This window comes from Parvularcula dongshanensis (assembly GCF_014199615.1).
Classification (GTDB): domain Bacteria; phylum Pseudomonadota; class Alphaproteobacteria; order Caulobacterales; family Parvularculaceae; genus Parvularcula; species Parvularcula dongshanensis.
The window spans coordinates 106,261-129,047 of record NZ_JACHOB010000004.1 but is presented as its reverse complement, the minus strand read 5'-3'; the positions used below and the strand labels follow the sequence as shown (position 1 = coordinate 129,047).

The 22,787-nt window shown below is 68.1% G+C and carries 22 protein-coding genes; 6 read left to right on the top strand and 16 right to left on the bottom strand.

All coding sequences use genetic code 11. The features are described from left to right. Window positions 1-60: 60 nt before the first annotated feature. Window positions 61-684, bottom strand: a complete 624-nt coding sequence (locus GGQ59_RS10175; protein WP_183818196.1) for a TetR/AcrR family transcriptional regulator — start codon at window positions 682-684, stop codon at window positions 61-63. Between the two features lie 146 nt (window positions 685-830). On the opposite strand from GGQ59_RS10175, the gene GGQ59_RS10170 reads away from it, so the two are divergent. The 4 genes from GGQ59_RS10170 (at window position 831) to GGQ59_RS10155 (ending at window position 8,038) form a co-directional block, all read left to right on the top strand. Continuing rightward, on the top strand, window positions 831-2,036 hold the full coding sequence (locus tag GGQ59_RS10170) for an efflux RND transporter periplasmic adaptor subunit (protein WP_183818194.1): 1,206 nt from the start codon (window positions 831-833) through the stop codon (window positions 2,034-2,036). A 39-nt stretch (window positions 2,037-2,075) separates the two neighbouring features. Beyond that, the gene (locus GGQ59_RS10165) at window positions 2,076-5,258 is read left to right on the top strand and encodes an efflux RND transporter permease subunit (protein ID WP_183818192.1); all 3,183 of its coding nucleotides are present in this window, start codon (window positions 2,076-2,078) and stop codon (window positions 5,256-5,258) included. 5 nt (window positions 5,259-5,263) lie between these two features. After that, window positions 5,264-6,742 (top strand): efflux transporter outer membrane subunit, encoded by a 1,479-nt coding sequence (locus GGQ59_RS10160; RefSeq protein ID WP_183818190.1) that lies wholly within the window; start codon window positions 5,264-5,266, stop codon window positions 6,740-6,742. Window positions 6,743-6,829: 87 nt separating this feature from the next. Beyond that, window positions 6,830-8,038 carry a permease gene (locus GGQ59_RS10155; protein ID WP_183818188.1) on the top strand — a complete coding sequence of 403 codons (1,209 nt, stop codon included), beginning with the start codon at window positions 6,830-6,832 and terminating at the stop codon, window positions 8,036-8,038. 10 nt (window positions 8,039-8,048) lie between these two features. Here the strand turns inward: GGQ59_RS10155 and GGQ59_RS10150 are convergent, their stop codons facing one another. The 10 genes from GGQ59_RS10150 to GGQ59_RS10105 form a co-directional block, all read right to left on the bottom strand. Further along, on the bottom strand, window positions 8,049-8,207 hold the full coding sequence (locus GGQ59_RS10150; RefSeq protein ID WP_183818186.1) for a hypothetical protein: 159 nt from the start codon (window positions 8,205-8,207) through the stop codon (window positions 8,049-8,051). 9 nt (window positions 8,208-8,216) lie between these two features. Next, window positions 8,217-8,645, bottom strand: coding sequence for a serine hydrolase domain-containing protein (locus GGQ59_RS15225; RefSeq protein ID WP_281373830.1), 429 nt, complete (start codon window positions 8,643-8,645; stop codon window positions 8,217-8,219). Continuing rightward, window positions 8,642-9,529 carry a serine hydrolase domain-containing protein gene (locus tag GGQ59_RS10140; protein ID WP_183818184.1) on the bottom strand — a complete coding sequence of 296 codons (888 nt, stop codon included), beginning with the start codon at window positions 9,527-9,529 and terminating at the stop codon, window positions 8,642-8,644. Before GGQ59_RS10140 ends, GGQ59_RS15225 begins: the two co-directional genes overlap by 4 nt. Window positions 9,530-9,703: 174 nt before the next feature. Beyond that, on the bottom strand, window positions 9,704-10,000 hold the full coding sequence (locus tag GGQ59_RS10135; protein ID WP_183818182.1) for a GNAT family N-acetyltransferase: 297 nt from the start codon (window positions 9,998-10,000) through the stop codon (window positions 9,704-9,706). Then, window positions 9,951-10,361, bottom strand: coding sequence for an FtsB family cell division protein (locus GGQ59_RS10130; protein WP_183818180.1), 411 nt, complete (start codon window positions 10,359-10,361; stop codon window positions 9,951-9,953). Before GGQ59_RS10130 ends, GGQ59_RS10135 begins: the two co-directional genes overlap by 50 nt. A 205-nt stretch (window positions 10,362-10,566) precedes the next feature. Beyond that, complete coding sequence (gene eno / locus GGQ59_RS10125) at window positions 10,567-11,841, bottom strand: phosphopyruvate hydratase (RefSeq protein WP_183818178.1); 1,275 nt, start codon at window positions 11,839-11,841, stop codon at window positions 10,567-10,569. Window positions 11,842-11,927: 86 nt separating this feature from the next. Then, window positions 11,928-12,911 (bottom strand): hypothetical protein, encoded by a 984-nt coding sequence (locus tag GGQ59_RS10120; RefSeq protein ID WP_183818175.1) that lies wholly within the window; start codon window positions 12,909-12,911, stop codon window positions 11,928-11,930. Window positions 12,912-13,022: 111 nt separating this feature from the next. Next, window positions 13,023-13,205 (bottom strand): 50S ribosomal protein L32, encoded by a 183-nt coding sequence (rpmF, locus tag GGQ59_RS10115; protein ID WP_183818173.1) that lies wholly within the window; start codon window positions 13,203-13,205, stop codon window positions 13,023-13,025. Between the two features lie 81 nt (window positions 13,206-13,286). Then, a complete protein-coding gene (locus GGQ59_RS10110; RefSeq protein ID WP_183818171.1) occupies window positions 13,287-14,966 on the bottom strand; it encodes a dipeptidyl-peptidase 3 family protein in 1,680 nt (559 codons plus the stop codon). A gap of 73 nt (window positions 14,967-15,039) precedes the next feature. Beyond that, on the bottom strand, window positions 15,040-16,029 hold the full coding sequence (locus tag GGQ59_RS10105) for a sensor histidine kinase (RefSeq protein WP_183818169.1): 990 nt from the start codon (window positions 16,027-16,029) through the stop codon (window positions 15,040-15,042). 255 nt (window positions 16,030-16,284) lie between these two features. Here GGQ59_RS10105 and GGQ59_RS10100 point away from each other — a divergent pair, with 255 nt between their 5' ends. Beyond that, window positions 16,285-16,563, top strand: a complete 279-nt coding sequence (locus GGQ59_RS10100) for a hypothetical protein (RefSeq protein WP_183818167.1) — start codon at window positions 16,285-16,287, stop codon at window positions 16,561-16,563. Window positions 16,564-16,597: 34 nt separating this feature from the next. Here the strand turns inward: GGQ59_RS10100 and GGQ59_RS10095 are convergent, their stop codons facing one another. Continuing rightward, window positions 16,598-17,032, bottom strand: coding sequence for a pyridoxamine 5'-phosphate oxidase family protein (locus GGQ59_RS10095; protein ID WP_183818165.1), 435 nt, complete (start codon window positions 17,030-17,032; stop codon window positions 16,598-16,600). Between the two features lie 165 nt (window positions 17,033-17,197). On the opposite strand from GGQ59_RS10095, the gene GGQ59_RS10090 reads away from it, so the two are divergent. After that, entirely contained in the window at window positions 17,198-17,479 is a 282-nt protein-coding gene (locus GGQ59_RS10090) for a hypothetical protein (protein WP_183818163.1), read from the top strand. On the opposite strand, the gene pyrG is transcribed toward GGQ59_RS10090, so the two are convergent. The 4 genes from pyrG to lon form a co-directional block, all read right to left on the bottom strand. After that, window positions 17,476-19,122 carry a CTP synthase gene (gene pyrG, locus GGQ59_RS10085; RefSeq protein ID WP_183818161.1) on the bottom strand — a complete coding sequence of 549 codons (1,647 nt, stop codon included), beginning with the start codon at window positions 19,120-19,122 and terminating at the stop codon, window positions 17,476-17,478. The two genes, GGQ59_RS10090 and pyrG, sit on opposite strands and share 4 nt — an antisense overlap. Before the next feature lie 118 nt (window positions 19,123-19,240). Next, window positions 19,241-19,513: an HU family DNA-binding protein gene (locus GGQ59_RS10080; RefSeq protein WP_183818159.1), complete on the bottom strand. Its 273-nt coding sequence runs from the start codon at window positions 19,511-19,513 to the stop codon at window positions 19,241-19,243. A 128-nt stretch (window positions 19,514-19,641) separates the two neighbouring features. Then, window positions 19,642-19,983 carry a chorismate mutase gene (locus GGQ59_RS10075; RefSeq protein ID WP_183818157.1) on the bottom strand — a complete coding sequence of 114 codons (342 nt, stop codon included), beginning with the start codon at window positions 19,981-19,983 and terminating at the stop codon, window positions 19,642-19,644. 113 nt (window positions 19,984-20,096) lie between these two features. Beyond that, window positions 20,097-22,544 carry an endopeptidase La gene (gene lon / locus GGQ59_RS10070; RefSeq protein ID WP_183818155.1) on the bottom strand — a complete coding sequence of 816 codons (2,448 nt, stop codon included), beginning with the start codon at window positions 22,542-22,544 and terminating at the stop codon, window positions 20,097-20,099. Between the last annotated feature and the right edge of the window lie 243 nt (window positions 22,545-22,787).

Genomic DNA, 22,787 nt, shown 5'->3' with positions numbered 1-22,787 from the left:
GCCCTTGGAGCTTGCGGGCCGAACAGGTGCAGGCCCGGGACGTTCCGGGCGGCGCTGCGCTCAGTCTTGCGGTCTGCGCCGGAACAGGTGCTCGACCATGTCGCGTAGCAGCTTCACGACGGCTTCGCGCTCCATGTCGGGGTTTCGGATCGCCCGGATGCCGAGGCCTTGGATCAGGGCGACGAACATCTCGATCCGGGCGTCCATGTCCGGCGCATCGTTCTCGCGCTTGAGCGCCGCGCGCAGCCTGTCGCGCATCTCGCCGTCGGAGCAGCAGAGGAGCTTGGCGATGTCGTCGTTTCGCGTCGCTTCCGCCGTGACCTCGAGCGTCATCGCGGACCAGAACGGATCGAGGCTCGACTGAAGCCCCTCTTCGAGGCTCGCCAAGAAGGCGTCGAGGACCGAGCCGTCGGTCTCTTCGATCCGGGCCAGCATCGCCTTCTTCTCGTTGAAGTGGCGCTGGATCAGCTCGGCGATGATCTGCTCCTTGCTGTCGAAGTAGTGGTAGATCAGTCCAGGGCTTACACTGGCGGCCTTTGCGATCTGCGCCATGCGCGCACCGTGAAAGCCGCTGTCGATGAAACATCGCTCAGCGGCGCAGAGCAGCCGATCCTTGCGCTCGTCGGCCCGAAAACTGGCCGGCGGCGCCTCGGACGCATCCTCTTGATTTGCCTCATCGGTCATCGGCTCTCCTGCCTTCGTGATGCTGCGATGCACGAAATGTTGTTGTTACGGGCTTACGCAAACGGTAACGGTCCCTAGGTAGATCGAACGTTCATTCAACTCAATGCGGAGCACCGGCTCCGGCCGCCATCCACGGTGTCGTGATCATGAGAACCAAACCCGCCCTCGCCGCCCTCGCGCTGTTGCCTCTCCTCTTGGCCTGCGGCGGTGAGGCGCCGCAAGCCGGGCCCACCGACGGCGCCACGGGCGGACCGCCCGGCGCGGCTCAGCCGCCTGCCGTTTCGGTGCAGGAAGTCGTCTCCAAGCCCGTCGACTACTCGGTCACGCTGCCCGGCCGCGTGGCCGCGTCGCGCGTGTCCGAGGTCCGGCCTCAGGTGAACGGCATCGTGACGGAGCGCCTCTTCGAAGAAGGGGAGAAGGTCGAGGCGGGCGCGCCGCTCTATCAGATCGACGCCGCGCCCTATCAGGCCGCCTTCGACAGCGCCCAGGCGCAGCTTCAGCGCGCTCAGGCCGCGGTCTCCGCGGCGCAAGGCCGGCGCGATCGTTTCGAAGGCCTCGTCGAGGGCGGCGGTGTCAGCCGCCAGGACTATGACGACGCCGTCGCAGCGGCAGAGCAAGCAGCCGCGGAGGTCGCGCTTGCCCGCGCCGCTCGCGACAGCGCGCGAATCGACCTCGAGCGTACGACCATCAGCGCGCCCATCGCCGGGCATGTCGGCCGCGCCCTCGTCACCGAAGGCGCGCTCGTCACCGCAGGCCAGGGCAGCCCGCTCGCCGTGGTCACCGCGCTCGACCCCGTCTACGTCGACGTCACGCAGTCCTCTGCGGAGCTTCTTCGCTGGAAGCGCGCCATGGCCGATGGTCAGCTCGCCGCTGCCGACGGCAACCGCCTGCCCGTGACCCTCACCCTCGAGGACGGCAGCACCTACGACCAGCAAGGCACGCTCGCCCTGACGGAGGTGTCCGTGGACCCCTCCTCGAGTTCGGTCACCCTGCGCGCCTCCTTCCCGAACCCGAACGAGATCTTGCTGCCGGGCATGTTCGTGCGTGCCCACATCGTCGAAGGCACGGCGCGTGACGCCGTCCTCGTGCCGCAGGCGGCGGTCAGCCGCGCGCCCGACGGCACGGGCATGGTCTTCGTCCTCGGCGACGACAACACGGCGCAGGCCCAGCCGGTCCAAACCCAGCGCGCGGTCGGCGACCACTGGGTCGTCTCCGGCCTTACCCCCGGCACGCGCATCATCACCGACGGCTTCGGCACCTTCCAGCCGGGCCAGCCCGTGACGCCGCAGCAGCAGATGGCGTCCAATCCCTCTTCGGCCTCCGCCGCCCCCGTCGGCGGCGGCGAGCTCTAACCTTCAGCCGGGGCGGACCGCCGCCCCCGGAGTCCGCTCGTGGCAAACTTCTTCATCGGCAGGCCCATCTTCGCCGGGGTCATCGCCATCCTCACCATGCTCGCCGGCCTGATCGCCCTGCGCGGCCTGCCGGTCGAGCAGTACCCCGAGATCGCGCCGCCGCAGATCACCATCAGTGCGACCTATCCGGGCGCCTCTGCCAAGGCGGTCGAGGACGCGGTCACGCAGATCGTCGAGCAGCAGATGACCGGCCTCGACGGGCTGCGCTACATCTCGGCCGACAGCTCGGCCAACGGCCAGATGAGCATGACCGTGACCTTCGATGCGGGCACCGACCCCGACATCGCGCAGGTCCAAGTCCAGAACCAGCTTGCCCGCGCGACCGCGCTCCTGCCCGAGCCCGTGCAGCGTCAGGGCCTGACGGTCGCCAAGGCGCGCCAGGGCTTCCTTCTGATCATGGGCCTCGTCTCGGATGACCCGGAGACCACGCAGGTCGACCTCGCCGACTACCTTCGGTCCAACATCATCGACCCGATCAGCCGGGTCGAGGGCGTGGGCACCGTCACCCAGTTCGGCGCCGGCTACGGCATGCGGATTTGGCTCGACCCCTACAAGCTCGCGAGCTTCGGCCTCTCCCCGCAGGACGTCGTCACCGCCGTTCGCTCTCAGAACGTGCAGATCACGGGCGGCCAGATCGGCGCGGGTCCGAGCCTGCCCGGTCAGGCGATCAACGCCACCGTCACCGTCCAGTCGCTGATGGAGACGCCGGAAGAGTTCGCGGCCATCCCGCTGCGCACCAATGCGGACGGCAGTCAGGTCACCGTCGGCGACGTCGCCCGCGTCGAGATCGGCGCGGACAACTACGCGATCCAAGTGAAGTTCGACGGACAACCCGTCGGCGGCATGGGGATCCAGCTCGCCTCGGGCGCCAACGCGCTCGAGACGGCGGAGCGCGTGCGCGCCCGCGCCGACGAGCTGACGGAGTCCCTGCCCGAGGGCTGGCACGTCATCATCCCTGTCGACACGACGCCCTTCATCGACGAGTCGATCCATGAGGTCGTGAAGACGCTGTTCGAGGCGGGCTTCTTCGTCTTCATCATCATGTTCCTGTTCCTGCAGAAGATCCGCGCCACGCTGATCGTCATGATCACCGTTCCGGTCGTCCTGTTGGGCACGCTCGCGATCCTCCTGTTCCTCGGATACTCGATCAACACGCTGACCATGCTCGCCATGGTCCTCGCCATCGGCCTCCTCGTCGACGACGCCATCGTGGTCATCGAGAACGTGGACCGCGTGATGGAGGAGGAAGGGCTCGACCCCGTCCCCGCCACGCGCAAGGCGATGGGGCAGATCACCTCGGCGCTCGTCGGCATCGGTACCGTCCTCTCGGCGGTCTTCGTGCCGATGGCCTTCTTCCCCGGCACGGCGGGCGTCATCTACCGCCAGTTCGCGGTGACCATCGTCACCGTCATGGGTCTTTCGGTCTTCTTCGCGCTCGTGCTCACGCCTGCGCTCTGCGCGACGCTGCTCAAGCCGCGCCGCCAGGCGCAAGAGGCCGAGCCCGGCACGTGGCGCTACCGGCTCGCCGCGCCGCTCCACTGGTTCGACCGCGCCTTCAACGCGACGGCGCGCGGTCACGCCCGCGGCGTCCAGGCCGTGCTCGCGCGCTCCGGCCGCTTCTTCGCGATCTTCGTCGCGCTGACCGCCGTCAGCCTCTTCGCCTTCAGCCGGATTGAGCAGTCCTTCCTGCCCGACGAGGACCAGGGCTCCATGTTCGCCCTCGTTCAGCTGCCCCCCGGCGCGACCTTCGAGCGGACCGAGGCCGTGCTCGAGCAGGTGCGCGACTACTTCCTCAACGAAGAGTCCGAAGCCGTCGAACACGTCTTCACGGCGGCGGGCTTCAGCTTCTCGGGTCAGGGCCAGAACGCGGGCACCGCCTTCGTCCGGCTTCGCGACTGGGACGAGCGTCCCGGCGCGCAGAACTCCGCCTCTGCCGTCGCGGGCCGCGCCATGGGCCGCTTCTCCCAGATCAGGGAAGCCCGCGTCTTCGCCTTCACCCCGCCCTCCGTCCCGGGCCTCGGCCAGTCCTCCGGCTTCGACGTCTACGTCCAGGACCGGGGCGGCGCCGGGCACGAAGGCCTCCTACAGGCGCGCAACCAGATGCTCGGCATGGCCGCGCAGAACCCGAACCTTGTCGGCGTCCGCCCGAACGGTCTCGAGGACGTCCCCCAGATCTCGGTCGACATCGACTACGACCGGGCGCTCTCGGCGGGCCTCGACACGACCGCCGTCAACACGACCCTCGCGACGGCGCTTGGCGGGGTCTACGTCAACGACTTTCTCGACAGGGGCCGGATCAAGCGCGTCTACGTCTCCGCCGACGCGCCCTACCGGGGCACGCCGGAGGACATCCTCCTGTGGCGGGTTCCGAACAGGAACGGCGACCTCGTGCCCTTCTCCGCCTTCGCCGACACGGCCTGGGTGACGGGCTCGCCGAGGCTCGAGCGCTACAACGGCGTGCCTGCCATGGCCCTCACCGGCTCCGCCGCGCCGGGCGTCAGCTCGGGCGTCGCGATCGAGGAGATCGAGCAGATGGCGAGCCAGCTGCCCCCGGGCTTCGACATCGAATGGACGGGCTTGTCGGCCGAGGAGATCGAGGTCTCCGGTCAGACGACGACCCTCTACATCCTGTCGGTCCTCGTGGTCTTCTTGTGCCTCGCCGCCCTCTACGAGAGTTGGACCGTGCCGATCTCGGTCCTGATGATCGTTCCCTTGGGCGTCATGGGCGCGGTCGCGGCGGTCCTGCTGACGGGGCTGTCCAACGACATCTTCCTGCAGGTCGGGCTCCTCGCCGTGATCGGCCTGTCGGCGAAGAACGCGATCCTCATCGTCGAGTTCGCCAAGGAGGCCGAGGAAGCAGGCGCGAGCCCGCGGGAAGCCGCGATCGAGGCGGCGCACCTTCGCCTGCGTCCGATCCTGATGACCTCCTTCGCCTTCGGCCTCGGCGTCGTCCCCCTCGCGCTTGCCAGCGGCGCCGGCGCGGCCGGACGCTCGGCCATCGGCATCAGCGTGCTCGGCGGGACCATCGCGGCCTCCGCCCTCGGCATCTTCTTCACCCCTCTCGCCTACGTCCTCGTCCGCCGGGTCTTCTCCAGGCGGCCGCTGCGTCGCGGCGTCGAAGCGGAGAACGCCGAGGTCCCCTCGGCCCTCGCCGCGGAGTGACCTTCATGCGCAAGACGATCCTTCTCCTCGCCGCGACGGCGCTCGCAGGCTGCGTCAGCCTCGATCCCTCCTACGACCGCCCGGACGCGCCGGTGCCCGAAGCCGCGAGCTACGGCCTCGAAGGCCCAACGGTGACGGACGCCGGCCTCGGCTGGCGCGAGGTCTTCCAGGAGCCCGAGCTCGCCGCGCTGATCGAGGCTGCCCTCGAGAACAACAGGACCCTCCGCCAGGCCGCGCTCGACGTCGAGCGGGCCCGTGCCCTCTACCGCATCCAGCGCGCGGACAGCTTGCCGAACATCGCGGCGAGCGGCGCCTACTCGCGTGACCACTACGGGTCGAACGCCTCCGCGGGGGCCTTCGGCACGCCGGTCGTGACGGGCGACGGCGAGACCGACGGCGGCGGCGAGGCCACCGGCGGCCAGTCCTTCACGATCGAGCGCTACTCGGCCACCGCAGGCATCTCCGCCTTCGAGCTCGATCTCTTCGGCAGGCTTCGGAGCCTCAACCGCCAGGCGCTCGAAGCCTACTTCGCGACCGACGCCGCGCGCCGCTCGACCGAGGTCGCGCTCGTCTCGGCGGTCGCTGAGTCCTACCTGCAGCTCGCGGCGGACCGGGAACTGCTCGCCATCGCGCGTAGCACGGTCGACAACCAAGCCGAGGCGCTCGACCTCACCACCCGCCGGTTCGAAGGCGGCGTCGGTACCGAGGTCGACCGCCAGCGCGTCCTCCTGTCGATCGAGCGCGCGCGCATTGATGCAGCCGCCCTCGCCGCGCAGGTGCGCATCGACGAGAATGCGCTCCGCCTCCTCGTCGGGCTGCCGCAGCTCCCCACGGTCGACGACTCCGCTACGATCGGCGACGTCGCGCTGCGGCGGGAGCTTCCGGCGGCCGTGCCCTCGAGCGTGCTCCTCGGCCGCCCCGACGTGCTTGCGGCGGAGCACCGCCTCCTCGCCTCGAACGCGGACATCGGTGCGGCGCGGGCGTCCTTCTTTCCCCGCCTCTCGCTGACCGCGACGGGCGGCACGTCGAGCACGGAGCTCGACGCCCTCTTCGGCTCGGGCACCGGCTTCTGGAGCTTCTCGCCGCAAGTGACGCTCCCGATCTTCGCGGGCGGCGGGCTGCGCGGGAACCTCGGCCGGGCGAAGGCCGAGCGCGCACAGGCGCAAGCCGCCTACGAGTACGCGATCCAGACGGCCTTCCGCGAGGTCGCCGACGCCCTGGCGACGCGGGCGACCATCGCCGACCGGATCGAGGCCACGGACCGCTTGGCGGACGCGGCCGCCCTGACGCTGAACCTGGCCGAGCGGCGCTACGAGGCGGGGGTCGAGGACTACCTCTCCGTCCTCGACGCGCAGCGGGAAGACTACACCGCCCGCCGCGAACGCGTCGCCGCGCGCCTCATCGAGGCGGGCAACGTCGTCGCCCTCTACCGGGCGCTCGGCGGTCTCGCCCCCGAAGAAGAGATGCGCCTCGCCGAACGCTGAGCTCTCGGCGGATCGCACCGGTCCGCCGAGAGCTCTCTCCTCCCCTTCGTGTTGGCGCGGATAAGGACACCGACGCGTAGAGGGTGAATGCACGACTTCCTGCAAAGCTGGCACGCGAGCGCCGTCACCGCGCTCGGCCTCTTCTGGACCGCCTTCTGGGCCTTCGGCTTCGGCTACTTGATCTCGTCCATGATTCAGGTCCTCGTCACCGAGGCGCGGATGCAGAAGAGCATGGGCGAGGAGGGCGCAAAGCCCATAGCCCTCGGCACGCTCTTCGGCTTCATCTCCTCCTCCTGCAGCTTCGCCGCGCTCTCCGGCACCCGCGCCCTCTTCGCCAAGGGCGCGGGGCTGATCCCTTCCCTCGCCTTCCTTCTCGCATCGACCAACCTCGTCATCGAGCTCGGCATCATCATCGCCATCTTCCTCGGCTGGCAGTTCGTCGTCGGCGAGTATGTCGGCGGCATCCTCCTGATCCTCCTCATGTGGCTCGTCGTCCGCCTGACGCGGAAGCTGGCGCCGGTGGACGCCGCGCGAAAACGCGCGCGGGAGCGGGAAGGCGACGAGGACGAAGAGGACGCGCCGGACTGGAAGCAGAAGATCCGCTCCAAGGACGGCTGGCGGCAGATCGCCATGCGCTACTTCATGGAGTGGGGCATGGTGTGGAAGGACGTGACGGTCGGCTTCACCATCGCCGGTATCATCGCCGTCTTCGTACCCAAGAGCTTCTTCGACGCCCTCTTCATCGGCGGCGAGGACCCGGGCTTCCTGGCGCTCCTGGCCCAGGCCGTCGTCGGGCCGGTCGCCGCCTTCTTCACCTTCATCGGCTCGATGGGGAACATCCCCCTCGCCGCCGTCCTCTACGGCAACGGCGTCGCCTTCGCCGGCATCATGGCCTTCATCTTCTCGGACCTCGTCGTGATCCCGGTCCTGCGCGTGAACGCCAAGTACTACGGCTGGAGAATGGCGCTCTACATCCTCGGCGTCTTCCTGGTCGTCCTCGTCGCCGCCGCCCTCCTCCTCCACTTCGGCTTCGCGGCGCTCGGCCTCCTGCCGGAGGCGGAGAACGTTCGGAGCGTGGCGGATCGGGAGTTCTTCTCCCTCGACTACACCTTCTGGCTCAACATGGCGTTCCTCGGCATGTCGGCCGTCTTCTTCGCCTGGAAGATCAAGGCCATGGGCCTGAACCTGACGACCGGCGAGGGCATCACCGAGAAGGTCCTCTTCTGGCTCGCCCTCCTCGCCTACGCCTGGCTCGCGGTCGGGCTGTTCGTAGGAGGCGGCGGCGGGGGTGGCTGACCGGTGCGCCTCACCGGTTGCGCCGGACGATCTCCGCCCCGGCGTCCCCGAACTCTTCCTCCAGGATGAGACCCCAGCTCGGCACCGCTTTGTCGGAGTTCGACAGGATCACGATCCCCCCGCCCGCCTCGGGGTAGCCGATGGCGAGTGAGCGGACGCCCGCGTCCAAGCTGGAGTGCTAGATGGCGTCCTCGTTCCCTCGGACGTCCTCCAGGATCTCCCATCCGAGCCCGAACGCCTTGTTCGAGCCCGTGACGATTTGAGGAGACAGCATGTCCGCCGCCAAGTCTTCCGCGAGCCCCCCGCCCCCCATCACGAAGATCAAGAAGCGGGCGTAGTCGCCGGCCGTCGTCATCAGGTTCGCAGCCGCGTTCGCCTCGCCGTGAGGTTCGGCAGTGACCGGCTCGCCTGTCGCGTCGTAACGGGCAGCGACCCGATCTTGCGAAGCGGACGGATAGAGGAAGGAGGTTGAGGTCATCCGGGCCGGCACGAACACGTAGTCCCGTGCGAGGTCCTCCCAGGTCCGGCCGCTCTTGATCTCGACCGCCCGGCGGAGCCACTCGAAGCCTTCGCCCGAGTAGCCGTAGGCTGTTCCCGGCTCGGTCAGGAACCGCAGTCGCCCCCCCCGCCGCCCTCGTCGAGGTAGCGCCAGTTCGGCAAGCCGCTCGTGTGGCTGAGGACGTGGCGGGCCGTGACCTCCTTCGCGAAAGGCGAGCCTTCGAGGTCGGGATCGGTCCAATAGGGCGCGAGCGGCTCGTCGAGCCCGAGCAGTCCGGTGTCCACGAGGCGCAGCGCCAGCAGGGCCGAGACCGGCTTGGCGAGCGAGGCGACGTTGTAGATCGTGTCGGTGGCGGCCGGGCGCCCCGGCGCCGCCAAGCCCATGGCGCGCTCTTCGGTCAGGGCGCCGCCCCGCACGGTCGCGACGTTCTCCGCCATGATATCGTGGGCCAAGAGCAGCCTGCTGAACTCGTCTTCGCCGTCGAACCCGGCGGTGAGCACGTCCGCATCAAGCGGACCGTTCTCGATAGGGTTGAGGTGGTCCCAAGAGAGCGCCGTCTTCAGCTTCCAGCCGTTATCCGTCAGCAGCCAGACGGTGGAGTAGCGCGCCCGGTTCGTCAGCAGCAGCGGCTGCCCCTCTTCTCGAAGGAAGAACTCGTGCTGGCCGCGTTGGATCGCGCCGTAGAGCTGCCCGTCCTGATAGAGCGGGTAGATCTCCGTGCTCTCGTAGATGCGTCGGCGGATGGGTTTCTTCGGTCCGCCGTTGCAGATGTTCTCACGGACCGGACGCATGAACGCCTCGCGCCCCCGGTTCATGCCGGACTGGTCGTGGATCATCTCCGCATCGGGCAGCAGGATGTCGTGCAGCGCTTCGAGGTCGCACGCGTTGAAGGCCCGCTCGAAGAGAACGTTGTCGGCGGTAAGGATCTGATCGCGGAGATCAGCCTCCGAAAGGGTCTGCAGAAGCGCCGCTGCGGCGAGTAGGATCAGCATCGTCGGTCTTCTCGCGTCGTGACGGCGCAAAGCCGCCATTCGGCTCGGCATCGCCCCCCCAATACCGCCGTTTTACCGTTATTCGATATAACGCTACAGATCAAGGGCGACGCCGCACGGCGGTCCGAGACCGCCTTGGCGCCCGCAACCGGCCTTCTCCCCAGGGGGGCGCGGCTACGCCGCGAGCACCGCCCGCCACTCGGGCCGTCGTCCCATCTTCACGCGCACGAAGGAGCAGGCGGGCACGACCTTCAGGCCGCGCTCCGTGACGAGCTCGTAGAGGCGCTCGATCAGCGCCGTGCCGACGCCCCTGCCCTCCATCGACGGTGGCACGCCGGTATGGGTCGCGATCAGGCGGTCGCCTTCGATCCTGTAGGTGAGTTCGGCTACGCCGGCCTCGCCGATGGCGAGGAGGCGCCCCCTACCGTCCGCTTCCTCCCGCTCGAAGCGCAGCGTACTGGACGGGGTCATCAAGCGTCTCCAGGCCGGCCAGGCGATCGACGTCGCCCATGCGGACCATGTATTCGTCCTGCGCCACGAGACCAAGGCGCGCCCGCAGGCGCTCCTCGAGGAGGTCCTGGTCCAAGGAGGCCGTCAGCAGCCTGTCGGCGTGATCGGACAGCGCCGCCGTACGCGCGCGGGCCTCGTCGAGGCGCGCCGTCTGCTCGGCCACTTCCTCACGCAGAAGGTGCGCCGCCTTGCGCCCTTCCTCGCCGTTCACCGTGACGAGCGCGTTGTAGGCGATGCCGACGATCAGGGCGGCGGGGAGCACCGTCTGGACGAGGACCGTCCGCACCAGGAAGGTCTGTATCGCTTCGGTCTTCTTCGTCATGGCCGCGCGCCGCATCCTTAATCGTGGATGAGCGTTCTTGCCCCTCGTGGTGAACGCGAAGTGAATCGAAGCGGCGGGTTTTACACAGAGATACTAATAGCGCTTAAGTATAGTGAAGAGAGGTATAACGTCGTCCCAGTACGGAACAGGTCGAATGGGCGAACGATAACTAGGCCGTTACCGTCCGCCCGTGGAGGTTGCGGCCTCAGCCGCGCAGTATCCCCTTGCCCGCATAGGTCGCGACCGGGCCGAGCTGCTCTTCGATCCGAAGAAGCTGGTTGTACTTCGCCGTGCGGTCGGACCGCGCGAGGCTGCCGGTCTTGATCTGGCCGCCCTTGGTCGCGACCGAGAGGTCCGCGATCGTCGTGTCCTCGGTCTCGCCGGACCGGTGCGACATCACCGAGGCGAAGCCCGCACGGTGGGCCATCTCGACCGCCTCGAAGGTCTCGGTCAGAGAGCCGATCTGGTTCACCTTGACGAGGATCGCGTTGGCGGAGGCCTCCTCGATGCCGCGCTCCAGGCGCTTCGTGTTGGTCACGAAGAGGTCGTCGCCGACGAGCTGGCACTTGTTTCCGATCGCGGCAGTCAGCGCCTTCCAGCCCTCCCAGTCGTCCTCGGCCATGCCGTCCTCGATCGAGACGATCGGATAGCGCGAGACGAAGTCCTCGAGGTAGCGGACCATCTCGTCCGAACCGAAGGTCTTGCCTTCGCCCTTGAGCGCGTACTTGCCGTTCTCGAAGAACTCGGTCGAGGCGACGTCGAGCGCCAGGAAGACGTCGTCGCCGAGCTTGTAGCCCGCCGCCTCGACGGCCTTGGCGACGAAGCCGAGCGCCTCTTCGGTCGACTTGAGGTTCGGCGCGAAGCCGCCCTCGTCCCCGACGTTGGTGTTGAGGCCCGCCGCCGCGAACGACTTCTTGAGCGCGTGGAAGATCTCCGCCCCCATGCGCAGGGCCTCGGCGAAGCTCGCAGCCCCGAGCGGCATGATCATGAACTCCTGCACGTCGATCGCGTTGTCGGCGTGCTCGCCGCCATTGACGATGTTCATCATCGGCGCGGGCAGGATGTTCGCACCGGGACCGCCCAAGTAGCGGTAGAGCGGCAGGCCAGAGGCGAGCGCGCCTGCCTTCGCCGTCGCGAGCGAGGCCCCGAGGACCGCGTTGGCGCCGAGGCGCGACTTGTTCGGCGTGCCGTCGAGCTCGATCATCGTGCGGTCGATGAAGGTCTGCTCCTCGGCGTCGAGGCCGATCAGCGCTTGGGCGAGTTCGGTGTTCACCGCGTCGACGGCGCCGCGCACGCCCTTGCCGCCGTAGCGCTCGCCGCCGTCACGGCGCTCATGCGCCTCGTGCATGCCGGTCGAGGCGCCCGAGGGCACGGCGGCCCGGCCGAGGCTGCCGTCCTCAAGCACGATGTCGACCTCGACGGTGGGGTTGCCGCGGCTGTCCAGCACCTCGCGGGCGAGGACGTCGATGATGGCGGTCATGGGCAGGCTCCGGAAAAGCGAGTGAGTGTGACTGCACCGCCTATAGGGGTCTGCGGGCACGCCCGCCAACCGCTCTTGCGCGCTGCTTACTGTAGCTGCGGCCTCGCCTGGCCCGACTGGCGCGGCGAGCGTTCGGTACGAACCTGAGGCTTACTCGACTGAACGGCCCTCGGATTCGGCCTCGCCGTCGGCTTGGCCGCTGGCGCCGAGCGTGGCGCGGCAGCGGGCACGCTGCTTCGCGGCGCCGGGCGCGGGACCTCTGCGACGACCGGTGCTGTTTGGGCCGGCCGCGTCATGTGCGGCGCGCGCGGGGGGCTCGGCGCCGGTGAGGAGGCTGCGGGCGGCAAGGTGCTGCGCGAGCCCGGACGCGTCCTCACCGCCGTGGCCGCCGCACGGTCCTCCTCGACGGCGCGCGTGGCAGGCTTACCGCCATAGCGCAGCCTCGTGCCGTCGGCCGCGAAGACGCCGCCGTTCGGCCCGACATAGCCGCCTTCCCCGGGCCGCGCCGGCGGGCGGTCGTCGGTGACCTCGGGCGCGGGCTCGCCGCGAACCCCGCCCTCGCAGCCCGCCGCCCTGTCGCGGCCGCGACAGTCATAGGGGTTGTCGTATTCGGGCGGTCGCGAGGGATGCCGGTTCCAATTGCCGTCGCCATAGCCATAGGCCCAGCCGCGGTGCCGCCAGCGGTCACCCCATGGATCGTAGCTATAGGGACGACCGTGCCAGCCCCGGCGCCAGCCATAGCTCGGCGACCACCAGCCGAAGCGGCCGTAGAACGCGACGTTGCTCGCGCTCGCGCTACGCCAGGCCGAGTCGATCTCCGATTGGCGGGAGACGCTGCCGAAGCACTGATCGGCCCGGCGACTGCACTGCTCCTGGCAGAAACGCCGCTCGCCGGCCTCGTCCTCGTAGCGGCAGAGGTCGTAGCACGCCCCGACCTCGCGGTCGCAGGCATCGTAGGCACGGGCGTATCGGTCGGGCACGCTCGTGCAGGCCGAGGCGCCGAGCGTCAGCAAACCGCCGAGAAGTAGGAGGCGCCAGCGCGCCAGCAGGACCATCGCAGAGGCACGCATCGCACCCTCCCGTCGGCCGGGCACGCGAAAAGGCCCGGTCCGGGCCCATTCAACCCGATCCAGGCCAGTTCGTAAACGCTAGGCCGCACGCAGGGTTAGCGTGCGTCGCGGTCAGTCTTCCTGCGGCGCCAGAACCTGGCGGCCACCATAGGTGCCGGCCTTCAGGTCGATGTGGTGGTTGCGGCGCAGATTGCCGGACTGCTTGTCTTCGACGAAGGACGCCGCGTCCAGGCGATCGTGCGACCGGCGCATGCCACGGCGGGATTTCGTGACCTTACTCTTGGGGACTGCCATCGGAGCCTCGGTAATCGTGTTCGGAACGGGGCCGATACAGGACGAAGGCGCCGGCGGCAAGGCCGCAGGCGCCCTGTCCGGCTAGATCGCCTCGGGGTAGACCGGCTGGATGTCGACCGGAATGTCCGTCATCCGCTCGATCGCCGCCTGCGCCTCCGCATCGAGCGATGAGCCGCCTTCGAGGAAGGCGCGCGCGCCCTCGTAGTCGCCGTCGCCCTGGATCGTCACGACCTGCGCCGTCAGGTCCCGGATCGCCGTCTCGAGCCTTTCGAAGTCGATACGGTAAAGCCCCGTTCCCGGCTCCGGGGTCAGCGCCCCCGCCTCGCGGAACGCGTCGTACTGGAACGCCGCGCCCCGGCCGTGCGCCTCGCCGATCCCGAAGCGCATCGCGCGGAAGAGGCCGGTGACGTAGGTGGCGAGGAAGTTCTCGCGCTCCTCGGCGGGCATCTCGCCCCGGTCCATCATGTAGAGGATGTTCCAGGCCCCCATGACGTCGGCCTTGCCCTCTTCGGTCGCGGAGTAGAGTTCCCTCAGCGCCGCGTTCACGGTCGTCTGGCGGCCGTCCACGACGATCGAGCCCGGCCCGAGGCTGTGGCTCAGCTCGTGGAACAAGGTCTCGGCGCCCATGTACTCCTGCATCAGGAGGGCGGCCTGCTCAGGGACCAGCACGCGCTCGGCCATCGGGGCCAGGATGCGGTCGAACTTCGCGCCCATGACGTTGTCCAGGAGCACCTTCTTCGCGCCCTTCGCCTCTCGCACCCGCTCGTCATTGGGCAGGTTGAAGGCGATGGTCTGGACGCCTGGCACGTTGTCCCCGCCGCCATGGACCTGGTCCACGACCGCGATCGGACTCTCGAAGCCGCGCGAGAAGTTCTTGTAGCCCTCCGCGACCGGCAGGTTCGCCTCCATGTCGCGCAGCAGGCTCTTATACTTGTCGAGGGCGGCGCTCCGCTCCGGGTTCCGCACCGTGATGAACGCCTCGAAGGCGGTCTTCTGGCCCATCAGCTGGTCGGTATAGACCTCGTAGGGTCCGATCGCGACCTCGATGGGCCCTTCCAGGTCCATCCACGCCATCTCGCTCTCGTAGTAGTCGTCGGAGAGGAAGCTCTCGGCACGAAGCGTCAGGAACCGCTTCAGGCTGTCATTCGTCGTCACCTCGGCCGCTTGGCGAAGCTTCTCGGCTGCAGGTTCGAGGAACTCGGCATAGGCTTTCGAGTAAGGGGTCGCGACGAGGCGATCGCCCTCGCGCCGGACCACGGTGTAGGGATCGAGGATCGCCTCGCGCTCGCCTGGATGCGCTTCGAGATAGGCGTCCAGTTCCTCGCGCGTCAGGTCGACCGGGTAGAACCCGGCCCCCAAGGGCCGTGCCTCGTCGCCCCAAAACGGCTCGTCCTCCTCGAAGGGGTCCCAAGGGCCGAAGTAGCGGTCGAAGAGCGCGAGCTGCGCGGCGGCGTCCGCGCCGCCCGCCGCCTCGATCTCCTCGCGCCAGCCAGGGTTCCGCGCGTCCGACTGGCGCAGGTAGATCTCGCTCATCAGGTTCGCAGCGTCGATCAGCAGGTTCACGACCTGCCGCTCCTCCGCGCTCAGGAAGGCGGTGTCGGGGTGCATCTCGATGACCGCGACCTCGTCCCGGATCGTCGCCAACCGCTCGTTCCCGGCCTCAACGGTCGAAGCGTCGCTCGACGGCAGCGTTTGATCCGTTCCGCAGGCGACGAGGCCAAGGACGAGGAGGGAGGAGGCGAAGAGACGAGGCTTGATCATGAAGACGCGATCCTGAAGCGAGGCGCCCTCTTAGCGCCTGCCAAGCCGACAACCCAAGCGCGGACCTCGCGGTCTAGGACCCAAGGCGCTCCGTCGGCAGCGAGACGTCGATGCGCAGTCCCTTCTCGTCCCAGCTCGGCGCGAACTGCCCGCCGAGCTGCGTGCAGACGGCGGTCCGGACCAGCATGAGACCGAAGCCCGTCTTCTCGGGCGGCCCCGCGAGCGCGGGACCATCCGCCTCGATCCAGCTTAGGAAGAGGCGTTCCCCCTCCTGCCGCCACCTTACCTTCACCTTCCCGGCGGGAACGGAAAGGGCACCGTACTTCACGGCGTTGGTCGCGAGTTCGTGGAAGACGAGGGTGAGCGAGGTCGTCGCGTCGGCGCCCGCGATGACTTTGGGACCGGACACCTCGATCCGGTCCTTGGGATCGGCCGCCATTGCATGCGGGGCGAGGCACGCCTCGACGATCGCACGAAGGCTCGCCTTCGACGGCACGACCTCCCCGCCGGTCACCGCCGGCGAGATCAGCTCATGGGCCCGCGCGAGCGACGCCACCCGCCCCCGCAGGCGCTCGGCCATCTCCGTCGGCGTCGCGCTGCCGCGGGCGGACATGCTGATCATGCCCGAGACCATGCTGAAGAGGTTCTTCATCCGGTGGTTCATCTCGCGCAGCAGGAGGTCGCGCGCCTCCGCGTCGCGAGGGGGCCGCGTATCGGCCACGTCGACGAAGCTGATGGTCCAACCGTCGCCCGACCGGACGACGTGCGCCCGAAGAAGGTTCGCCTCGACTTCGAAGCTACCGTCGGCCTCGCCGCCTTCGTCGGTCAGCAGCCTCAAGATCGCCTGCGCCAAGTCGGACGGCTCGGACGCCCAGGCCTCGGTGAGCTTTCCGCCCGCCAGCTTGTCGCCCTGCGGCAACCAAGCGCGCGCCTGCGCGTTGGCGAACACGACGCAGCTCGTCTCGTCCAGCACGACCAGCGCCTCGGTCGCGCTTTCGAGCACTTCCTCGAGGCTTGCGTCGCATTGACCCGAGGCCTTCGCCGCCGACGACGTAACACTCATGAAACCCTACCCCGAGGTCGAAACAGAACCGACGGCCCCCGCGTCGCCCTATGGATCGCTGAAGATCAGCCCCGGCGCGTCGGCACGCCCGAGCGTATCACGCGGGCGGGAGGTTGGATACCGCCTCCTGGGGGCGGGACCGGACGCCACCCTGCGCAGCACGCCGCGCGTCGAGTGCGATTGCGGAAGCGGTCGCAAGGCCCGCCGCCTGGCCGGCCTGCGGCGACGATGTTACTGGACGCGAAGGAGTAGTTGATGACGACCGGACCGGGCGCCTTCCTCGAACGCTTCGCCCGCCTGCCGCGCGGCTACACCGAAGGGCTGTACGCCGGCCGCCGCTACGGCGTCATCGTCACGACGTCGGCGGGCGGCCGGCAGCATTGGCTCTACGCAGAGGAACTGGGCGGCAGCGATCGGATCAGCTTCAACCTCTACGACCTGCGCAGCGGTCCGAAGCTGAAGCCTTGCGAGATGCCCGCCGAGAAGGTCGTCCGCTTCGTGCTCGACTACGCGCCTGACGAACGGACGTCCTAGCGTCCGGTACGGATCCGAAACGGAGGTTTCGGCTTCATACCGTCAGCTCCCCTTCCTCCTCCCCGTCCCAATAGTGGATACGCGAAGCGTGGACCTTGAGGAGGACGAGGCCGGGGGTGTCGGTGCCCTGTTCGAACCACCGGTCGAGATCCTTCGTGTAGTGCGCCTCGAACTGCGCCTTCTCGCGGATCGCCTCGGCCTTCCCCTCGATCGTGATGAAGATCGGCGGCTTGCCGAGCAGGCCCTCATTGCCGCGGAACGACATCGCGACGTTCTCGTCCCGCTCGATGTCGGAGACGGTTCGTGCCTCCTCGTAGGTGAAGAAGTAGCTGTCTCCTTCGTACTCGACGTCGCCATTATTGCTCATCGGACGGCCCGCGAGCGCGCCGCCCTCGGTGCGGGTGAACAGGGTGCAGAAGTCAATCTTCCGCATCGTCTCCGACAACTCGTGCAGGGTCTTCGTCGCCATGATGGGTCTCCTTCTTACGGCACGAAGGTTGCAGGCCTCGCTCGGGTTCCGTCTGCGCTGTCCCGTTAACCTTACCGCCGCAGCTAAACTTCGCGCAGGTCCTGCGACCGGGCCGTAACGTGAACGGGGTAAGCCTAACGGACAGCGGTCTAGGGAGTTCATCCGTTGCGTCGTTCGATCCCGTTCCTCGTCGGCCTCTTCGCCGGCGCCGTCCTCGCCGCGGCCTCGGCGAGAGCCGACGGCTCCGCCGTCCCCGACCTCGACTTCGCGACTGCGGCTTGGCCGATCCTCAGCGCCGACCAGCGCGAGATCGTCGACCTCGTCGCGCAGGGCGAGACCGAGGAGCGCTTCGCGGCCCTGCCCGAGGCGCGCAAGCAGGCGCTCAGGGGCGCGGCGTTGCGGCAACTAGGCTTCAACCGGAAGGCGCTCGAGCGCACCGCGATCTAGACGAGGCGGCTCCGCGTCAGCGCCGCGCCGACGAAGCTCGCGAAGAGCGGGTGCGGCGCGAAGGGGCGGGACTTGAGCTCGGGGTGGAACTGCACCGCGAGGAACCAGGGGTGCCCCTCGATCTCCAGGATCTCCGGCAGCCGCCCGTCGGGGCTTCTTCCCGAGAACCTGACGCCGTGCTCGGACAGCGCCTTCTCGAGCCCCATCTGGACCTCGTAGCGGTGGCGATGGCGTTCGAAGATGCGGTCCTGACCGTAGATCCGGTGCGCGAGGCTGCCCTCGGCGAGCACCGCCTCGTAGGCGCCCAGGCGCATGGTCCCGCCCAGATCCGCGTCCTCGCTCCGCGTCTCCGTTCCTGCTTCGGACGCCCACTCCGTCATCAGGCCCACGACGTGCTCGCCGTCCTTGCCGAACTCGGAACTCGTCGCGGTCGAGGCGCCAAGAAGGCTCCGCGCGGTCTCGACGACCGCCATCTGCATGCCGAAGCAGATGCCGAAATAGGGCACGTCGTTCTCTCGCGCGAAGCGGGCGGCGCGGATCTTTCCTTCCGACCCCCGCTCGCCGAACCCGCCGGGCACCAATATTCCGTGAACGTCGGATAGACGGCTCCTCGCCGACGCCTCGTCCTCGAAGACGCCTGCGTCGATCCACTCGATGCAGACACGGACGTTCTGGGCGATGCCGCCGTGAGCGAGCGCCTCGATCAGCGACTTGTAGGCGTCCTTGAGCACCGTGTACTTGCCCACGACCGCGATCGTGACGTCGCCGTCCGGCGCGGTGACGCGGTCGACCACGTGGCGCCAGCGCTTGAGGTCGGGCTCGGGCGCGTCCTCGATCCCGAAGGCGGCGAGGACCTCCGTGTCGAAACCTTCGGCGTGGTAGGAGAGCGGCACCTCGTAGATCGTCCGCGCGTTCATCGCCTGGACGACGGCCGTGGGACGCACATTGCAGAAGAGCGCGACCTTCCGGCGTTCGGACGGCGGAATGGGCCTGTCGGCGCGGACGAGAAGGACGTCGGGCTGGATGCCGATCGAGCGCAGTTCCTTGACCGAGTGCTGCGTCGGCTTCGTCTTCATCTCCCCGGCGACCTCGATGTAGGGCATCAAGGTCAGGTGCACGAAGACCGCGTGTCCGCGCGGCAAGTCGTTCTTCAGCTGACGGATGGCTTCGAAGAACGGCAGGCCCTCGATGTCGCCGACCGTGCCGCCGATCTCGCACAGGCAGAAGTCCACGGGCTTGCCATCGTCGTCGAGGGCGGGGTTGAGGACGAAGGCCTTGATCGCGTCGGTGACGTGCGGGATCACCTGAACGGTGGCGCCGAGGAAGTCCCCGCGCCGCTCCTTCTCGATGATGTGGGAGTAGATCTGCCCCGTCGTGACGTTGTCGCCCTTGGTCGCGGAGACGCCCGTGAAGCGCTCGTAGTGGCCGAGGTCGAGGTCGGTCTCCGCGCCGTCGTCGGTCACGAAGACCTCGCCGTGCTGATAGGGGCTCATCGTGCCCGGATCGACGTTGAGATAGGGGTCGAGCTTGCGCAGGCGGACCGTGTATCCCCGCGCTTGTAAGAGCGCGCCCAGCGCCGCCGATGCGACGCCCTTGCCGAGCGAGGAGACCACGCCGCCGGTGATGAAGATGTACCGCGTCATGGAAGTCCCGCTTAGGCCGGATGGGGCTCGAACGGCAAGCGCTCAGGCCCCTCGAAACGAAGAAGCCCCGGCAGGGCCGGGGCTTCGTCGACTGAGGAATGCGAATTGCGGTCGGCGCTTAGTTGAGCGCGTCCTTCAGGCCCTTGCCGGCCGAGAACTTCGGCTGGTTCGACGCAGCGATCTGGATCGTCTCGCCGGTGCGGGGGTTGCGGCCCTCGCGCGCGGCACGCTTGGAGGCGGAGAAGGTGCCGAAGCCGACGATGCGCACGTCGTCGCCCTTCTTGAGGGCTTCGGTGATCGCGTCGAAGACGGCGTCGACGGCCTTGCCTGCGTCGGCCTTGGTCATGCCGGCCATGTCGGCGACGCGGTCGACGAACTCGTTCTTGTTCATGGGGTTCCCTTCCTCGGGCGTGATTGTTGCGGCGTTGAGGCTAGAAGCCTGGAATCACCGCCGTCAAACGGCCTTCGCGGTGGAATGAACGAAAAAGGGGGCCTTTTCCGCCTAACCCACTGTATAGGCTATTCTTTTATGGTTTCCACGGCGCTGCGCCCGGCGAAGGCTTCCGCCTCGTGGGCGATCGACCGTTCGATCAGTTCTCGCCAAACGGGCTCCGCGATTCGAGGGCTGAGGCCGCTCTTGCGCGCTTCGCGCAGGACGTTCGTGACGACCTCCTCGATGCGCCACGGCACACGGACGTCTTCGGGCGCCTCTTTGATCCGCGCCGCCGCCTCCATGTAGGCCTGGCGCCGGGCGAGCAACGATACGAGGTGACGGTCGAGCGCATCGACCCCGGCACGGACCTCGGCCATGGTCGCGCAGTCCTCGGGGTCTCTCACATGAGGTAGTCGGTGCGTGGTCATGCCCTCCTCTAACCATAGCCGGGCTGGTTGGGGAGTGCGGCAGCCTCGCCGAACGAAGAAAGCCCGCCCCGTCTCCGGAGCGGGCCCTTCTCAGTGCTAAGAGCCGTCGACGATCAGTGCGTGACGACCGCCGCCGTGTCGTCGGGCTCGGGATCGCCCGAACCCTTGGACTTCAGGGCCTCCTCTTCGGGATCCCACTCGATCGGCGTCAGGGGCCGCGTCAGCGCGTGCTTGAGCACCTCGTCGACATGGGTCACCGGGATGATCTCCAGCGCCTCTTTGACGTTGTCCGGAATGTCCGCGAGGTCCTTCTCGTTCTCCTCGGGGATCAGCACCGTCGTCACGCCGGCCCTGAGCGCCGCGAGCAGCTTCTCCTTGAGGCCACCGATCGCGAGCACCCGGCCCCGCAGGGAGATCTCGCCGGTCATGGCGATGTCCTTGCGGATCGGGTTGCCTGTGAGCGCCGAGACGATCGCCGTCGCCATCGCCACGCCGGCGGACGGGCCGTCCTTGGGCGTCGCGCCCTCGGGCACGTGGATGTGGATGTCGGTCGTCTCGAAGATCGGCGGCTTGATACCGAACTCCACCGCGCGGCTGCGGACGTAGCTCGCCGCCGCCGACACGCTCTCCTTCATCACGTCCTTCAGGTTGCCGGTCGGGGTCATGCGGCCCTTGCCCGGCATGGTGACGGCCTCGATCTTGAGGATGTCGCCGCCGGCCTGAGTCCAGGCGAGGCCGGTGACCACACCCACGATGTCGTCGCCCTCGACCTCACCGTAGCGGAAGCGCGTGACGCCGGAGAAGTCCGACAGGTTCTCGGGCGTGACCGTCACGCTCTCCACCTTCTTGCCGTCCTCGCCCGTCCGCTCGAGGCGCGTCACCGCCTTGCGGGCGATGTTCGCGAGCTCGCGGTCTAGGTTCCGGACCCCGGCTTCCCGCGTGTAGAGCCGGATGAGGGACAGAAGGCCTTCGTCCGTGATCCTGAGCTCGCTCTCCTTCAGGCCGTGGCCCTCCAGCTGCTTGGGGATTAGGTGGCGGCGGGCGATCTCGACCTTCTCGTCCTCGGTGTAACCCGGGATGCGGATGATCTCCATCCGGTCGAGGAGCGGCCCCGGCATGTCGAGCGAGTTGGCCGTGGTGACGAACATCACGTCCGACAGGTCGTAATCGACCTCGAGGTAGTGGTCCGAGAAGGTGTCGTTCTGCGCCGGGTCCAGGACCTCGAGCAGGGCCGAGGCCGGGTCACCGCGGAAGTCCTGGCCCATCTTCTCGATCTCGTCGAGCAGGAAGAGGGGGTTGGACTTCTTCACCTTCTTCATCGACTGGATGATCTTGCCGGGCATCGAGCCGATATAGGTCCGCCGGTGGCCACGGATCTCGGATTCGTCGCGCACGCCGCCAAGCGACACGCGAACGAACTCGCGCCCCGTCGCCTCGGCGATCGACTTGCCGAGCGAGGTCTTACCGACGCCGGGGGGGCCTACGAGGCAGAGGATCGGCCCACGCAGCTTGCCGGTGCGCTTCTGCACGGCGAGGTACTCGATGATCCGCTCCTTGACCTTGTCGAGGCCGTAGTGGTCCCGGTCGAGGACTTCCTGCGCGGCGTCGAGGTCCTGCTTGACCTTGCCCTTGTTGTTCCACGGGATCGACAGCAGCCAGTCGAGGTAGTTGCGCACGACGGTGCTTTCGGCCGACATCGGGCTCATCTGGCGCAGCTTCTTCAGCTCCGCCTGCGCCTTGGTCTTGGCCTCCTTGGAGAGCTTGGTCTTCTCGATCTTCTCCTCGAGTTCTCCGAGCTCGTCCTTGCCGTCCTCGCCCTCGCCGAGTTCCTTCTGAATGGCCTTCATCTGCTCGTTCAGATAGTACTCGCGCTGGGTCTTCTCCATCTGGCGCTTGACCCGGCCGCGGATCTTCTTCTCGACCTGCAAAACGCTCATCTCGCCTTCCATGTAGCCGTAGACGGCTTCGAGGCGGGCGGGCACGGGCGCGATCTCGAGAAGCTCCTGCTTCTCGGCGACCTTCAGGTTGAGGTGCGACGCGACGGTGTCGGCGAGCTTGGAAGCGTCGTCGATCTGGCCGATCGAGACGATGACCTCGGGGCTGACGCGCTTGTTCAGCTTCACGTAGTTCTCGAACTGCGCGTTGACCGAGCGCACGAGCGCTTCGACCTCTGCCGGTTCGCCCTCTTCCTCGTCGATCAGGACGGCCTCAGCCTCGAAGTACTCTTCACGGTCAGTGAAGTTCGTGACTTCCGCCCGCTCGCCGCCCTCGACCAACACCTTCACCGTGCCGTCGGGCAGCTTGAGGAGCTGGAGCACCTTCGCGACCACGCCGAGGCGGTAGATGTCGTCGATGGTCGGATCGTCGTTGCCGGCGTCCTTCTGCGCGATCAACAGGATCTCGCGGTCGGACTGCATGACGGTCTCGAGCGCGGCGACCGACTTCTCGCGGCCGACGAAGAGCGGGACCACCATGTGGGGGAACACCACGATGTCGCGGAGGGGAAGGACCGGATAGACCTTCGTGCCTTCGACCTCGGGGCGTTGGGTGTCTTCTGACATGAAAACTCCTGTTCAGGCAGTTTGGCCGCACTCGCCCGCTTACGGCACGGAGCGCGGCTGCCAAGCGCTTGGACCGCAAGGAATGCGAGACGGCGGTCGGCGGTTCGGCAGCGAATGTCGGGTGCGAAGGCGTGACGCGCAAGAAGGGTTCTCCCGCAGCGTCGTTACGATACGGCTAGGGGGATACCCGCAGCGGTCTGCATCGCCGCGCCGATGGTGCACGGTCGATGTGCAAAACTGTTC

What these genes read in the sequence shown, in the direction of transcription:
- GGQ59_RS10120 (WP_183818175.1), bottom strand. Translation starts at nt 12,911, where the DNA reads ATGCGTGCCTCTGCGATGGTCCTGCTGGCGCGCTGGCGCCTCCTACTT.
- GGQ59_RS10175 (WP_183818196.1), bottom strand. Translation starts at nt 684, where the DNA reads ATGACCGATGAGGCAAATCAAGAGGATGCGTCCGAGGCGCCGCCGGCC.
- lon (WP_183818155.1), bottom strand. Translation starts at nt 22,544, where the DNA reads ATGTCAGAAGACACCCAACGCCCCGAGGTCGAAGGCACGAAGGTCTAT.
- GGQ59_RS10155 (WP_183818188.1), top strand. Translation starts at nt 6,830, where the DNA reads ATGCACGACTTCCTGCAAAGCTGGCACGCGAGCGCCGTCACCGCGCTC.
- pyrG (WP_183818161.1), bottom strand. Translation starts at nt 19,122, where the DNA reads ATGACGCGGTACATCTTCATCACCGGCGGCGTGGTCTCCTCGCTCGGC.
- GGQ59_RS10130 (WP_183818180.1), bottom strand. Translation starts at nt 10,361, where the DNA reads ATGACGAAGAAGACCGAAGCGATACAGACCTTCCTGGTGCGGACGGTC.
- GGQ59_RS10095 (WP_183818165.1), bottom strand. Translation starts at nt 17,032, where the DNA reads ATGGCGACGAAGACCCTGCACGAGTTGTCGGAGACGATGCGGAAGATT.
- GGQ59_RS10170 (WP_183818194.1), top strand. Translation starts at nt 831, where the DNA reads ATGAGAACCAAACCCGCCCTCGCCGCCCTCGCGCTGTTGCCTCTCCTC.
- GGQ59_RS10140 (WP_183818184.1), bottom strand. Translation starts at nt 9,529, where the DNA reads ATGCTGATCCTACTCGCCGCAGCGGCGCTTCTGCAGACCCTTTCGGAG.
- GGQ59_RS10105 (WP_183818169.1), bottom strand. Translation starts at nt 16,029, where the DNA reads ATGAGTGTTACGTCGTCGGCGGCGAAGGCCTCGGGTCAATGCGACGCA.
- GGQ59_RS10080 (WP_183818159.1), bottom strand. Translation starts at nt 19,513, where the DNA reads ATGAACAAGAACGAGTTCGTCGACCGCGTCGCCGACATGGCCGGCATG.
- GGQ59_RS10075 (WP_183818157.1), bottom strand. Translation starts at nt 19,983, where the DNA reads ATGACCACGCACCGACTACCTCATGTGAGAGACCCCGAGGACTGCGCG.
- GGQ59_RS10160 (WP_183818190.1), top strand. Translation starts at nt 5,264, where the DNA reads ATGCGCAAGACGATCCTTCTCCTCGCCGCGACGGCGCTCGCAGGCTGC.
- GGQ59_RS10110 (WP_183818171.1), bottom strand. Translation starts at nt 14,966, where the DNA reads ATGATCAAGCCTCGTCTCTTCGCCTCCTCCCTCCTCGTCCTTGGCCTC.
- rpmF (WP_183818173.1), bottom strand. Translation starts at nt 13,205, where the DNA reads ATGGCAGTCCCCAAGAGTAAGGTCACGAAATCCCGCCGTGGCATGCGC.
- GGQ59_RS10100 (WP_183818167.1), top strand. Translation starts at nt 16,285, where the DNA reads ATGACGACCGGACCGGGCGCCTTCCTCGAACGCTTCGCCCGCCTGCCG.
- eno (WP_183818178.1), bottom strand. Translation starts at nt 11,841, where the DNA reads ATGACCGCCATCATCGACGTCCTCGCCCGCGAGGTGCTGGACAGCCGC.
- GGQ59_RS10135 (WP_183818182.1), bottom strand. Translation starts at nt 10,000, where the DNA reads ATGACCCCGTCCAGTACGCTGCGCTTCGAGCGGGAGGAAGCGGACGGT.